A 13000-nucleotide genomic window follows, 5' to 3' on the forward strand; every position below is an offset into this window, starting at 1 on the left:
TGATGAAATCTTCATCAAGCTGCGCATCGAATATTAAGGGAAACGAGGGAATTGCTTAAAGTCTGGCTTACGCTTTTCTTTAAATGCGTCACGGCCTTCCTTCGCTTCATCTGTTGTGTAATAAAGAAGTGTTGCATCTCCAGCCATTTGTTGGAGACCTGCTAGGCCATCTGTATCAGCATTCATTGCTGCTTTTAAGAAACGAAGTGCGGTTGGGCTCATTGAAAGCATTTCTTCACACCACTTAATTGTTTCTTCCTCCAGCTTTTCTAACGGAACAACTGTATTTACAAGCCCCATGTCTAATGCATCTTGGGCATTATATTGACGGCATAAATACCAGATTTCACGTGCCTTTTTATGACCAATAATACGTGCAAGATATCCAGAACCATAACCTGCATCAAAGCTTCCAACCTTCGGACCTGTTTGTCCAAAAATCGCATTATCCGCAGCTATTGTTAAGTCACACACGACATGTAACACATGTCCTCCACCAATCGCGTATCCTGAAACCATCGCAACAACTGGTTTCGGAATAACACGGATTAAACGTTGAAGGTCAAGAACATTTAAACGTGGAATTTGGTCATCTCCCACATAACCTCCATGTCCTCTTACCTTTTGATCCCCTCCAGAACAGAATGCTTCATCTCCTGCACCAGCAAGAACGATAACACCAATGTTTGAATCATCTCTTGCATATGCAAAAGCATCAATCATTTCTGCCACTGTTTTTGGAGTAAAGGCATTCCTTACATGTGGACGGTTAATGGTAACCTTTGCAATGCCATTGTATGTTTCATACAATATTTCATCATACTTGCGTTCTGCTACCCATTCAACTGCAGCCATTTGCTTGTCCTCCTTTAAAGGAAGTTCAAAAAGTCCGGTAAAAATGACACGTCGAATTTCTTCGTTGGCTTATTTTTCCGTTGCTCACGTATTCACTACATACGTTCCGCTACTCAAAACTGCGCCGCCTCGAACTTCTTGGTCCTATTTATCCTCCTTTTTGAACACTCATTTTAGTATGTTTGTATGTATATTTGATCATTAAGAAAAATGATCAGAAACAAACTCAATTATTATTTTACCAAAAAAATGCGGTTGTTCCACATGAATTGCATGTCCCGCTCCTACTATTTTTACCACTGTTGCATTTTGGATGCTCGAACTCATCTCTTCAGCAATTTTACAAAACTTATGATCAAGTTCACCACATAGCAATAAAGTTGGGAAGTCTATCTCATTTAGCCGGCCCCAATATGAGGACTGTGCACCTGTTCCCATCCCCCTTAAGCTGTTTGCTAAGCCGATAGGATTGTTATTGAGACGTTCCTTGCGAATTTCTAATTGTTGTTCCTGCGATAGTGCTTTTTGTGATGAAAATAGGGGAATGTTCTCCCAATAATCTACAAACTTAAGGATCCCCTCTTGTTCAATACGATCAGCTAACTGTTCATCTGATTTTCTTCGAGCCAATCGTTCATCTTCGGTTTTTAGCCCTGGTGAGCTGCTCTCTACTATCAGACTGGCAACCCTAGAAGGATTTAGAATAGCAGTTGCCAAAGCTACTCTGCCTCCCATTGAGTACCCAGCTAGATGTACGACAGGAATTTCCAAAACATCTAAAATGTGAATGATATCTTTTGCGACTTTTTCAATATGATATCTTGAATAATCTTCTGGGCTGTCCGACTCCCCATGTCCAATAATATCTACTAAAATACATTGAAAATTGGTTTTAAGTATGTCAGTTGTTTGATTCCAAGTTGTTATACTCCCCGTAAAACCATGGAGGAATAAGATAGGTGAACCCTCACCAACTACTTCTACATGATAAGTACTCCCATTTGTCGAAACATACATTTTTATGGTTCCCTTTTAAGTGTTTCAAGTATTTCCCGGGAAACATTTTTCCACATTTTTCGATGTATCATGACATTCTCATGGCGGTCTGTTTTAACCTCCACAACATGCAATCCTTTTTCTTGAAACGAAGCAGTAATGGCTTTACGGAATTCTTCCCAGTCATTAATACTAGTAAATTTACCGCCATACATTTGAACTGCATGTTCATAATTCAGACCAATCGGAGTCCCAAAAAGAGTTTCAAAATGCTTTTCCTCTTGTGATTGTGGTAAGAAAGAAAAAATACCGCCACCGTCATTATTGATTAAAACAATTGTAATGTTTAAATGATGATGTTTTGCCGCCAATAACCCATTCAAATCATGATAAAAGGATAGGTCACCGATGACCAACACGGTATGCTCATTTTGTGAACTAATGCCCATTGCCGTCGATACAAGCCCATCGATTCCATTAGCACCACGGTTTCCTAGAACATGTATCGATTTCTCGTTATTTGTAAAGAAAGTATCAAGATCACGGATTGGCATGCTATTCCCAACAAAGATGGTTGAACCGGTTGGCATAATTTCTTTAAGTTCAGTAAATACTTTTCCCTCAAATAAAGTTTCCTCTGTATGTACTTTATTTACATTTTCTTTTACGAGATTGTTTATTTTTAACCAATCATTTACCCAACTAGAATCATTTCGTTTCTCTATTTGGTTACCAATCACATTACAAAATTCAATTTCATCGCAATAAACCATATCGGTTGCTGATAAGGTTGGATCTCTCCATCCTCCATCTCCGTCCACAATGATTTGAGTTGTGTTTTTATATTTTTGAATATATTGAAGAAGTGCTTTTGAAACAGGCATTGCTCCAAACCGAATTATGATTTCTGGTGAAAATGCTTCACGGAAATCTTCATCTCGTAAAAAAGCATCATATCCATCAACTATATGTGATTTTGAATGTTTACCACTTCTCAGTTGTGATAACGGATCAGCTAGAATTGGAAATTGAAGTGTTTCAGCTAAACTTGCTACCGCATGTCCAAATTCTTCATCATAATGGGAACCACAAACAATAATCCCCTTCTTTTTACTGCTAACTATTTCACTGATAAGATGAATCTGCTCTTCATCCATTTTTGGTTTTCCGACAAGAACGTTCACATTTTTCCGTAAGTCGCTATTAGATCCCCATAAGTTGTCCAAGTCAAGATTAGGCATCAGGGGCTCACGGAAAGGAAAGTTTAGATGAACCGGTCCTGCTGGTGCAGTTAATGCAGTTCCCGCAGCCCTTCCTGCCATTGTGCGAACATAGGATAGCATTTGTTCTGATTCTTCCGGCAGTGCCATTTCTACAAACCATTTCGCATGATTACCATATAGCTGGTTTTGATTTATAGCTTGCGGTGCGCCGACATCTCGTAGCTCATGTGGTCGATCTGCTGTTAACACAATAAGTGGAACCCTTGAATAATAGGCCTCCACAATTGCTGGAAAATAATTTGCTGCTGCAGTTCCGGATGTACAAAGAATGGCAACTGGTTTCTTCGTTGCTTTAGCAACCCCAAGTGCATAAAACGCTGACGAACGTTCATCTATATTGATTGTTACATTCATTTGAGGATGTTCTGCCATTAAAATGGCCATTGGGGTGGAACGTGAACCCGGGCTTACGACAGCCTCTGTAACCCCCACCCGCACTAATTCATCAACAAATGATGCAACATACCGAGTTAATGCTTGATTATTCATGGTTTAAGCCCCCTAATGCAGATAACATTGGTCGAAACTTAATCATCGTTTCTGTATATTCACTTTCTGGTTCCGAATCTCCGACAATTCCACAACCAGCAAATAGGGATGCATTATTATCCTTTAATAAACCAGAGCGAATAGCAACTGCAAATTCCCCATTATCATTAGTATCAAACCAACCGACTGGACTGCCATACCAACCGCGATCCAGAACTTCAAGCTCACGAATAATTTCGTTGGCTTTTTGCTTTGGCTGACCGCCAAGTGCAGGTGTTGGATGTAAACGATTTACAACAGTAAGCAATGATACGTCCTCTTTTGCAACACCTGTTATAGGAGTGTATAAATGCTGAATATCACGCATTTTTAATATCCCTGGATGTGTTGGTGTAGAGATACTCGTGCACGACTCTTTCATTGCATTTTTAATCATTTGGACGACGACATCATGCTCATGCAGATTTTTCCGGTCATTTAGTATTTCATTTTCTAATTGCTCATCCTCAGCAGGCGTCTTGCCGCGGCGAATTGAACCAGCGAGACATGTCGTTAAGAACTCATCACCTTTTTTCTTAATTAGCCTTTCAGGTGATGCTCCAATAAAACATGAATTTTCATATTCGATTGCAAATAAATAACTCATCGGTTGCTCTTCTTTTAGACGCGTCAGCACAGCGTCCGCCTCAATTCGTTCGTCAAAATGAAGTTTAATTTCCCTGGCTAGTACAACTTTTTCTACTTCACCGGACTGTACCTTTATTGTTGCATTTCGTACCGATTCCTTCCATTCCTTAGGTTGAACTTCCTCTTTTGTAAAAGAAGTGATTGTTTGCAATTTATGATTTTCCTCAATCAGTTCGTCCAAGTTTCCCAAGTCAGATTCAACAAAAGAAGTACCAGTTGGTTCGCAAATAATATTCGTTGTTAAATAAGTGCTTCCTTTATAATAAGAAAGCATAATGGTAGGCAACACAAATTTAGCATCATCGAAATGATCCCAAAGCTCTGTTCTCTTTTTTAATGGATCGAATGAAAACCCACCCATTAATATCGGACCTGTCGAATAAGGGGAAAAATCATCAACAATAATCATATGTTGAACGAGTCTCTTCCACTTCTCCTCAATGGCATCAAAACGTTCCATAGACTCGTTATCGCTAATTGTATAGGCTTCCCCTAATCCAACTATAATTGTGTCATTTGTAGGATTAGACCAAAAACAGCGCGTTTCAAAAGGTTCCCTTTTTCCAGCGGAAAAGAACAATAGGGGGTCTATGTTCTTGATTTCTTTTACCTGACTTATTAGAACAGGCATAGAAATCTCCTTTGAACGGCTTATTCCCTTCTCTATGTAATCTTTCAATTCTTTTTGTTGTATCATGACCAACTTTTATCCCCCCGAAAAATTTATTGCATTCTAATTATTATCTTATAATAGTATATCATTAACACGTTATAATTCTTTAATATTGCACCTTATTCAAAACTGCCTCAACGATATACCCACTGCGTATAGTTGTCAACAAACTTGATTCTACCATACCTTCCCGTACAATGACTACTTACTTCCTTATTATACGATTTTTTAAGATGTGTTAATCTGGAGAAACCTTTTTGTTAGTTTAAACCATTGACAGTACTTGACCAATTCACTAAACTGTACTTTGGATATACTTGAGCTTCGTCGAGAGAGGAGTAATCGAATGCAAACTGAACTTAAGACAAATCAGAAGCTATCTAATAAGCCTTCCAATCGTTTTCAGGTATGGTGGAGACTTATGCGCCCACATACTCTAACAGCATCATTTGTTCCAGTTATTTTAGGAACTGTTCTTGCATTATTAGAAACGTCTATTAATATGCTCCTGTTTTTAACAATGTTGTTGGCTTGTCTTCTTATTCAAGCAGCAACTAATATGATAAATGAGTATTTCGATTTTAAGCGCGGTCTTGATACTGCTGAATCGGTCGGAATTGGCGGTACAATTGTCAGAGATGGCGTTAAACCAAAGGTTATTTTAAACCTTGCGTTTACTTTCTTTGGAATTGCCTTGTTATTAGGTATTTATATTTGTATGCATAGTAGCTGGTGGCTGGCAATAGTCGGGACTGTTTGTATGTCAGTTGGTTATTTGTATACTGGTGGTCCACTTCCTATTTCGTCAACACCATTCGGTGAGTTAGCAGCTGGTTTCTTTATGGGTATGATTATTATATTAATATCGTTTTTTATCCAAACTGGGACCGTTACGACAACAACTGTGTTAATCTCAATTCCAATTATGATTCTTGTTGGTGCAATTAACATGTCTAACAATATACGTGATTTGGATGGCGATAAAAAGAATGGACGTCGCACTTTACCCATTTTATTAGGTAGGGACAATTCGATTAAGTTCTTGGCAGGATTGTTTATTATTTCATATATTTGGATCATCGTTTTAGCATTTATCGGAATTGCTTCATTCTGGAGCCTTCTAGTATTAGTTAGTGTTCCAAAAGCTATTGCAGCGATAAAAGGATTTATTGGCAAATCAGAGCCAATTCAAATGATGCCCGCAATGAAGGCTACCGCCCAAACAAATACATTTTTTGGATTCCTATTATCGATCGGGATCTTTATAAGTTATTTCTTCTAAAAACACGATTGAATATCGTGTTTTTTCTTTGTCCTCATACATGAACTTTTTTACATTTATGATTTTCGTGTTTCTGTAAATAATACTTAACAAGATTCGCTACGAAATTCATTTTGGAAGGAGTGCTTACAATGTTATCAAATGAGCAATTATCAACCTTCCGTTCACAGTTGATAAACGCAAAAAAAGAGGTCGAAGAACAATTAACGGATAGCGATCATTTTGATTTAGAACGCGGTCATTTCCATGGTTCGGTTGGGGAACTTTCTTCTTACGATAACCATCCAGGGGATGAAGGTACTGAACTATATGAACGTGAAAAGGACGTTGCACTTAATGAGCACATTGAAAAAGAGCTAAAAGACATTGACTATGCACTACAAGCGATTGATGAAGGACGATATGGGAAGTGCGAAAAATGCGGTAAAGACATCCCAGTCGATCGTCTGGACGCGATTCCAACTACAACATATTGTGTCGAACATAGTCCAAACCAGGTCGTTTCCCATAATCGACCTATTGAAGAAGGCGTTTTAATGCCCCCATTCGGAAAGTTTTTTGATGAGGAAGACAATGTATCCTTTGATGCAGAGGATTCCTGGCAGGACGTAGCAAGGTATGGTACGTCGGAAACTCCTTCAGACTTAGCAGACCCTGTTGATAGCTATAATGAAGTGTTTGTTGAATCAGACGAGAATGTGGGTTATGTTGAGGATTATGAGAACTTTGTTGGAACAGATATTGAAGGAAAAGAAATTATCATCTATCCAAATAACCAACATGAACGATATGAGGAAGTACTAGATGAAGAAGGAATAATGACAATGTTCGGCGACCTTCCCCCATATGAAAAAGAACCTTATACACAGGACGAAGCCGAGGATTAAAATTAAAAGCAGTGGAATCGTTTTTCCACTGCTCTTCTGTTACTTGGCGGGCTGTAAAATAAGCGTATTACTGTTAAGCCTATATTTTTCTTTATCGGTATAGGTAATATGATAATTACCTGTTGTCCAGTCAGATATTTGATCATGATAAAAAGGACTTAAAACATGCCCAGATTGACCTGGACCGACCACATTATAGCTTTCACTCATGTTAGATAAATCAATAACTGACCTCCATGCGGCACCATGCGTTATTGCACCTGAATTATAATTAAAACTTGCAGCTGCTACAGTAATTCCACTCCCCCCCATTGGGACGGAACCATTATTATTAAATAAATAGTTCAACGGTGAAATTGCTGATAATGGATGATTAAAAGGCACTTGATGAAATTCACCCCAGGACCATTTGCTTGGATTTTTTCCTTGCTTTTCCGCCGCAAAGTCCACAGCTCTTTTTAAAGACTCGATGGTTACCTGTTCTAACCCACCAGCATCTTTTAACCAAATTCCTTCATGTCCTTTTTTGGCATCACGAATCATTTGGTCTACAATTTGCGATTTTCCTTCAAACAATTTATCAATATCCTTTGGGATGGATTCCTCAAACAGCACATTTGCAAATTCCTCCATCCATTTATGAAAGACTAATGGCTCTCCATCTTCGATTCGGTCTACAAAATCCCAATCCTTAAATTCCTTTATCACAGTTTTATCAATTTCTCTCAGCTGGTCTGCATTTTTTGATAATACGTCAAGGAAAATCGGTACAAATTCCTCAGCCTGTAAGTTATATTGATCAAATTGCAGTTTCATCATCTCATCTGCGGTTATCACATCCTTACTAGCTAAAACATCACGAATGCGTTGCTGACGATAAGGCTGTGCCCATGTATTTGTTATATGGTAAGGATATTCATCTGGCACTATTTTATTATTTGCAGTAGAGATAAATCCTTCCTTAGGATTCACAATGGTCGGGAGTTCATCCCAAGGAATATACCCCTCCCACTCATATTCATCCGTCCAACCTGGCACAGGAACAGAACTATCCCCATTTTTCCGGATTGGGATTAACCCATTAGCGCGATAAGCGATTGTTCCATCAGTTGCCGCAAAAACAAAGTTTTGAGCAGGTGTATGGAAATATGTAAGAGCATCTTTAAATTCATCCCAATTCTTTGCCGTGTTAAACATTAACACAGCTTCAAGTTCAGTCGAAGCATCTAGTGCCGTCCATCTTAATGCTAAAACTGTTTCTTCCTTGTGATCATGAGTAAATTCGGAAATAATTGGCCCATGTCTTGTAACCTGAACTTGATATGGAATTGTCTCCCCATCCTTTACTTTAATCGGCTCCTCAATGAATGTTGCCTCTTCCCATTTCCCCATATACTCAAATTGAGCAGGATTGTCTGGATTTCTTCGTTCAATATATAAATCCTGAACATCTGGCCCCACATTGGTAACACCCCAAGCAATATGTTCATTTCGCCCTATGATGATACCTGGTACACCTGCAAAAATAACACCACTAACATTTACTTCATCATTCTGCAAATGTGTTTCATACCAGATTGATGGTGTTGCCAAAGCTAAATGGGGATCATCAGCTAGAATGGGCATACCTGATTCTGATTTTTCAGCACTTACAACCCAGTTATTACTTCCATTAAACTCATTTGGAAAAGGTGCTTTAGCGATAGTTTTCGAAATATCAAGTGGATGATCCTTCATGGCTTGAATGACGGTTGCACCATCTTCGGGATAAGCAGGGAATAATTCTAGTAGTTTTTCCTCCGAAACTTGCTGGGCCATATAGTAACGAAAAGCTTGCCCTTTGTAATGTCCACCTAAATCATAAGCCATGTATTTTCCAATCGTAAGTGAATCAATTGGACTCCACTCACCAGGTTCATATCCAGCCAGTGTAAACTCAACAGGTAATTTATTCTTTTCCTTTGCCTCTTTTATAAAAGCATTAACCCCATCTGCATAAGCTTGGAGAACAGCTTTTGCTTCATCGGAATATCCATCATATGATGACTCAGCAGCCCTTCTTAAGCCGAGCGTTCTAAAATATTTATCCTGATCAACAAGTGAAGCACCGATTACCTCACTTAACTCTCCTGATGCTTGTCTTCTGCTTAAATCCATCTGAAATAAACGATCTTGAGCCGTAACATACCCTTGAGCAAAATAAAGATCATGCTGATTTTTTGCAACAATATGCGGGACACCATTTTGATCTCGGATGACTTCTACCTCTTTGGTAATCCCCTCAACTTGAAGATTTCCTTCAATAACCGGTAAACTTTTTCTCAAAAATAAATAGCCTGCAACAATACTTGATGTAAGTAGAAGTATGATAAAGAATCCTAGCAGAAAAACAACTCTCCAACGTTTCTTTCTTGGCCATATCCTTCTTTTTACAATGACTTCCGAACTCATATAATCCCCCTTTCAGACATATTATTTCAAGAAAATTCTAAATATATTATAGTACTCAAAGCAAAGTTTGTCATTTAAATCTCCGAGAAGAATTAACATTTTTTTCATTCTCTCTTGCATTTTAAAAGGAAGATACTAATGAATGACGAATACTTCATTGTATCTATTTTTTAGGGAAAGGAAGAACAAAATGAACGCACATGAAATCGAGTATAAACTTTATGGGGATGATATGCAGTTTGTTGAAATTGAATTAGATCCCAGTGAGAGTGTCATTGCTGAAGCTGGTGCCATGATGATGATGGAGGATGGCATATCAATGGAAACAATATTTGGCGACGGGTCAGGCTCTGGAGGCGGCGGTCTTTTTGGAAAACTATTAGGAGCGGGTAAAAGGGTTCTAACAGGGGAAAGCCTATTTATGACGGTCTTCACAAATAGCAATATGGGGAAAAAACATGTATCCTTTGCTGCCCCCTATCCTGGAAAGATTATTCCAGTTGATTTAAGCTTGCTAGGCGGTAAAGTAGTATGTCAAAAGGATTCCTTTTTATGTGCAGCAAAAGGGGTTTCAGTGGGGATTGATTTTCAACGAAAATTAGGAACCGGCTTCTTTGGTGGAGAGGGCTTTATCATGCAAAAATTAGAAGGAGATGGCTTAGCCTTTCTACATGCCGGCGGTACTATACATAAAAAGGATCTCCAAGCAGGGGAAACTCTCAGAATCGATACAGGCTGTTTAGTGGGAATGACAAAAGAGGTAGATTATAACATTGAATATGTAGGCAAAATTAAAACAGCCTTTTTTGGCGGTGAAGGATTATTCTACGCAACTGTAAGGGGTCCAGGAACCGTTTGGGTGCAGTCATTACCATTCAGTCGCCTTGCAGACCGAATCTTCGCGAGTGCGCCTAGAAATGGCGGCAGCACTGGTGAAGGAAGTATTCTAGGAGGATTGGGTAATTTTCTAAATGGGGATGATTAATCCAAGAATATTTATTTTAGGAACTGGTAGGATAATAGATGGAGGTGTGGAAAGATGAATCGAAAAAAAGATGTTGAAGATTTCAACGGAGAAGCTCCATTATTTGATGCGCCAGATGATAAGATTCTTGCATTTGATATGTTCCGCGGGATATCCCCGGGTATCTTTTCCGATGTGGATTTAGACAATCCTGCACAAAAAATTGAAGATGACATCATGCCCAAAGATTAGAGCACCTGGTAACAGGTGTTTTTTCATTTTGGCTGGAAAGTACAGGAAATGGAGGCAAATAAAAAAGCCATGAGAAATTCTCATAGCGCTTGATGACCCGTACGGGATTCGAACCCGTGTTACCGCCGTGAAAGGGCGGTGTCTTAACCGCTTGACCAACGGGCCGGAATATATTATTTATTTAAATCGGTATGGCGGAGAAGGAGGGATTTGAACCCTCGCGCCGCTTACGCGACCTACACCCTTAGCAGGGGCGCCTCTTCAGCCACTTGAGTACTTCCCCAAATATGGCTCCGCAGGTAGGACTCGAACCTACGACCGATCGGTTAACAGCCGATAGCTCTACCACTGAGCTACTGCGGAATAATTATATGGTGGGCCTAAATGGACTCGAACCATCGACCTCACGCTTATCAGGCGTGCGCTCTAACCAGCTGAGCTATAGGCCCATTAAGATAAAAAAATGGAGCGGGTGATGAGAATCGAACTCACGACATCAGCTTGGAAGGCTGAGGTTTTACCATTAAACTACACCCGCATATAAATTATTAGTATTATGAAGTTAAGTAATACGTCTTATTGGCCTTACATGCCTCTTCCTCTTCTCGCTTTTTCATGAAGTTAATGCGTCGAGGCAACTCGTAGCATATTCATTGAAGCTTTGCTCGTGGCTGAGGTTTTACCATTAAACTACACCCGCATACATGGGGCGGCTGATGGGAATCGAACCCACGAATGTCGGAACCACAATCCGATGCGTTAACCACTTCGCCACAACCGCCATTAATTTAATTTTTGAAAATAGTAAGGTGGCTCAGGACGGAATCGAACCGCCGACACAAGGATTTTCAGTCCTTTGCTCTACCGACTGAGCTACTGAGCCACAACATATGGCGGTCCCGACCGGGATCGAACCGGCGATCTCCTGCGTGACAGGCAGGCATGTTAACCGCTACACCACGGGACCATGTGTTAAAATAAAATCTTTCATACGCAATTTTTTACGTTTGTTAACTGTCCCTTCCTCTACTAGCTTATTCAAGGAGCTTTATCCGTCGGGACAACTCGCAGCTTATTCGACGATGATCTGCTCATCGCTACACCACGGGACCTTTGTTTAAGAAGACAAATATTATTTTACGATAATATTACTTATTCGTCAATACTTTTTTTGGTTGCGGGGGCAGGATTTGAACCTACGACCTTCGGGTTATGAGCCCGACGAGCTACCAGACTGCTCCACCCCGCGACAATAGAAAATATACAATTTTTGTCATGCGCTTTGTTTGCACAAGACTGTCCCTTCCTCTGCTAGCTTATTCGAGAAGCCTAGTCCGTCGGGACAACTCGCAGTAATTCGATGTTGCAACGCTTGTTGCTCCACCCTGCGACAATAGAAATTACTTATTTATACCATATTATAATGCTAAAAATAATATGGCGGAGGAAGAGGGATTCGAACCCCCGCGGGCTTTAACACCCCTGTCGGTTTTCAAGACCGATCCCTTCAGCCGGACTTGGGTATTCCTCCACATATAAGAAGTTGTAAATGGTGGACCTTGTAGGACTCGAACCTACGACCGGACGGTTATGAGCCGTCTGCTCTAACCAGCTGAGCTAAAGGTCCTAGATTTTTAAAAATAAAATGGTAGCGGCGGAGGGGATCGAACCCCCGACCTCACGGGTATGAACCGTACGCTCTAGCCAGCTGAGCTACACCGCCATGATTAAATCTAATTTCTTATTAATATAATTAATTGGTGGAGCCTAGCGGGATCGAACCGCTGACCTCCTGCGTGCAAGGCAGGCGCTCTCCCAGCTGAGCTAAGGCCCCAAATGTTTAAATGGTCGGGAAGACAGGATTCGAACCTGCGACCCCTTGGTCCCAAACCAAGTGCTCTACCAAGCTGAGCTACTTCCCGTAATATGGCGCGCCCGAAAGGAGTCGAACCCATAGCCTTCTGATCCGTAGTCAGACGCTCTATCCAATTGAGCTACGGGCGCATTACGATTAATTAAAATGGTGCCGAGAACCGGAATCGAACCGGTACGGTAGTCACCTACCGCAGGATTTTAAGTCCTGTGCGTCTGCCAGTTCCGCCACCCCGGCACTTTAAAATACTTCTGGAGCGGAAGACGGGATTCGAACCCGCGACCCCCACCTTGGCAAGGTGGTGTTCT

General features: G+C 40.4%; 9 protein-coding genes and 16 tRNA genes. 4 read left to right on the forward strand and 21 right to left on the reverse strand.

Annotated features, from left to right (window positions below):
- Nucleotides 1–33 precede the first annotated feature (33 nt).
- From menB to LKW28_RS13985, 4 genes are all read right to left on the reverse strand, one after another.
- Entirely contained in the window at nt 34–855 is an 822-nt protein-coding gene (menB, locus tag LKW28_RS13970; RefSeq protein ID WP_229140990.1) for a 1,4-dihydroxy-2-naphthoyl-CoA synthase, read from the reverse strand.
- A gap of 201 nt (nt 856–1056) precedes the next feature.
- Entirely contained in the window at nt 1057–1872 is an 816-nt protein-coding gene (gene menH / locus LKW28_RS13975; RefSeq protein ID WP_229140991.1) for a 2-succinyl-6-hydroxy-2,4-cyclohexadiene-1-carboxylate synthase, read from the reverse strand.
- A gap of 2 nt (nt 1873–1874) precedes the next feature.
- Nucleotides 1875–3623, reverse strand: a complete 1749-nt coding sequence (gene menD, locus LKW28_RS13980) for a 2-succinyl-5-enolpyruvyl-6-hydroxy-3-cyclohexene-1-carboxylic-acid synthase (RefSeq protein WP_229140992.1) — start codon at nt 3621–3623, stop codon at nt 1875–1877.
- The gene (locus tag LKW28_RS13985) at nt 3616–5007 is read right to left on the reverse strand and encodes an isochorismate synthase (RefSeq protein WP_229141113.1); all 1392 of its coding nucleotides are present in this window, start codon (nt 5005–5007) and stop codon (nt 3616–3618) included. Before LKW28_RS13985 ends, menD begins: the two co-directional genes overlap by 8 nt.
- A 322-nt stretch (nt 5008–5329) precedes the next feature.
- On the opposite strand from LKW28_RS13985, the gene LKW28_RS13990 reads away from it, so the two are divergent.
- Together LKW28_RS13990 and LKW28_RS13995 are read left to right on the forward strand one after the other, a co-directional pair.
- Nucleotides 5330–6265 (forward strand): 1,4-dihydroxy-2-naphthoate polyprenyltransferase, encoded by a 936-nt coding sequence (locus LKW28_RS13990; RefSeq protein ID WP_229140993.1) that lies wholly within the window; start codon nt 5330–5332, stop codon nt 6263–6265.
- Between the two features lie 131 nt (nt 6266–6396).
- Nucleotides 6397–7152, forward strand: coding sequence for a TraR/DksA C4-type zinc finger protein (locus LKW28_RS13995; RefSeq protein ID WP_229140994.1), 756 nt, complete (start codon nt 6397–6399; stop codon nt 7150–7152).
- A 39-nt stretch (nt 7153–7191) separates the two neighbouring features.
- Here the strand turns inward: LKW28_RS13995 and LKW28_RS14000 are convergent, their stop codons facing one another.
- Nucleotides 7192–9603, reverse strand: a complete 2412-nt coding sequence (locus LKW28_RS14000) for a penicillin acylase family protein (protein WP_229140995.1) — start codon at nt 9601–9603, stop codon at nt 7192–7194.
- Nucleotides 9604–9793: 190 nt separating this feature from the next.
- On the opposite strand from LKW28_RS14000, the gene LKW28_RS14005 reads away from it, so the two are divergent.
- Together LKW28_RS14005 and LKW28_RS14010 are read left to right on the forward strand one after the other, a co-directional pair.
- Complete coding sequence (locus LKW28_RS14005) at nt 9794–10588, forward strand: TIGR00266 family protein (protein ID WP_229140996.1); 795 nt, start codon at nt 9794–9796, stop codon at nt 10586–10588.
- A gap of 54 nt (nt 10589–10642) precedes the next feature.
- Nucleotides 10643–10819, forward strand: coding sequence for a hypothetical protein (locus LKW28_RS14010; RefSeq protein WP_229140997.1), 177 nt, complete (start codon nt 10643–10645; stop codon nt 10817–10819).
- 93 nt (nt 10820–10912) lie between these two features.
- Here the strand turns inward: LKW28_RS14010 and LKW28_RS14015 are convergent.
- From LKW28_RS14015 to LKW28_RS14090, 16 genes are all read right to left on the reverse strand, one after another.
- Nucleotides 10913–10984 (reverse strand) — tRNA-Glu (locus LKW28_RS14015).
- A 27-nt stretch (nt 10985–11011) separates the two neighbouring features.
- Nucleotides 11012–11102 (reverse strand) — tRNA-Ser (locus LKW28_RS14020).
- 5 nt (nt 11103–11107) lie between these two features.
- Nucleotides 11108–11182 (reverse strand) — tRNA-Asn (locus LKW28_RS14025).
- Between the two features lie 9 nt (nt 11183–11191).
- Nucleotides 11192–11268: transfer RNA gene (locus LKW28_RS14030), tRNA-Ile, on the reverse strand.
- Between the two features lie 15 nt (nt 11269–11283).
- Nucleotides 11284–11357, reverse strand: a tRNA-Gly gene (locus LKW28_RS14035).
- Nucleotides 11358–11524: 167 nt separating this feature from the next.
- A tRNA-His gene (locus tag LKW28_RS14040) sits at nt 11525–11600 on the reverse strand.
- 29 nt (nt 11601–11629) lie between these two features.
- A tRNA-Phe gene (locus LKW28_RS14045) sits at nt 11630–11702 on the reverse strand.
- 8 nt (nt 11703–11710) lie between these two features.
- Nucleotides 11711–11786, reverse strand: a tRNA-Asp gene (locus LKW28_RS14050).
- Nucleotides 11787–11991: 205 nt separating this feature from the next.
- Nucleotides 11992–12068: transfer RNA gene (locus LKW28_RS14055), tRNA-Met, on the reverse strand.
- 189 nt (nt 12069–12257) lie between these two features.
- Nucleotides 12258–12350, reverse strand: a tRNA-Ser gene (locus tag LKW28_RS14060).
- A gap of 19 nt (nt 12351–12369) precedes the next feature.
- A tRNA-Ile gene (locus LKW28_RS14065) sits at nt 12370–12446 on the reverse strand.
- Between the two features lie 19 nt (nt 12447–12465).
- Nucleotides 12466–12542 (reverse strand) — tRNA-Met (locus LKW28_RS14070).
- Nucleotides 12543–12577: 35 nt separating this feature from the next.
- A tRNA-Ala gene (locus LKW28_RS14075) sits at nt 12578–12653 on the reverse strand.
- 11 nt (nt 12654–12664) lie between these two features.
- Nucleotides 12665–12741, reverse strand: a tRNA-Pro gene (locus tag LKW28_RS14080).
- Nucleotides 12742–12746: 5 nt separating this feature from the next.
- Nucleotides 12747–12823 (reverse strand) — tRNA-Arg (locus tag LKW28_RS14085).
- A gap of 17 nt (nt 12824–12840) precedes the next feature.
- Nucleotides 12841–12929 (reverse strand) — tRNA-Leu (locus LKW28_RS14090).
- Nucleotides 12930–13000 lie beyond the last annotated feature (71 nt).

Origin of the sequence: Bacillus sp. REN16, from assembly GCF_020731355.1 — a bacterium.
Taxonomy (GTDB): domain Bacteria; phylum Bacillota; class Bacilli; order Bacillales; family Bacillaceae_L; genus Ferdinandcohnia.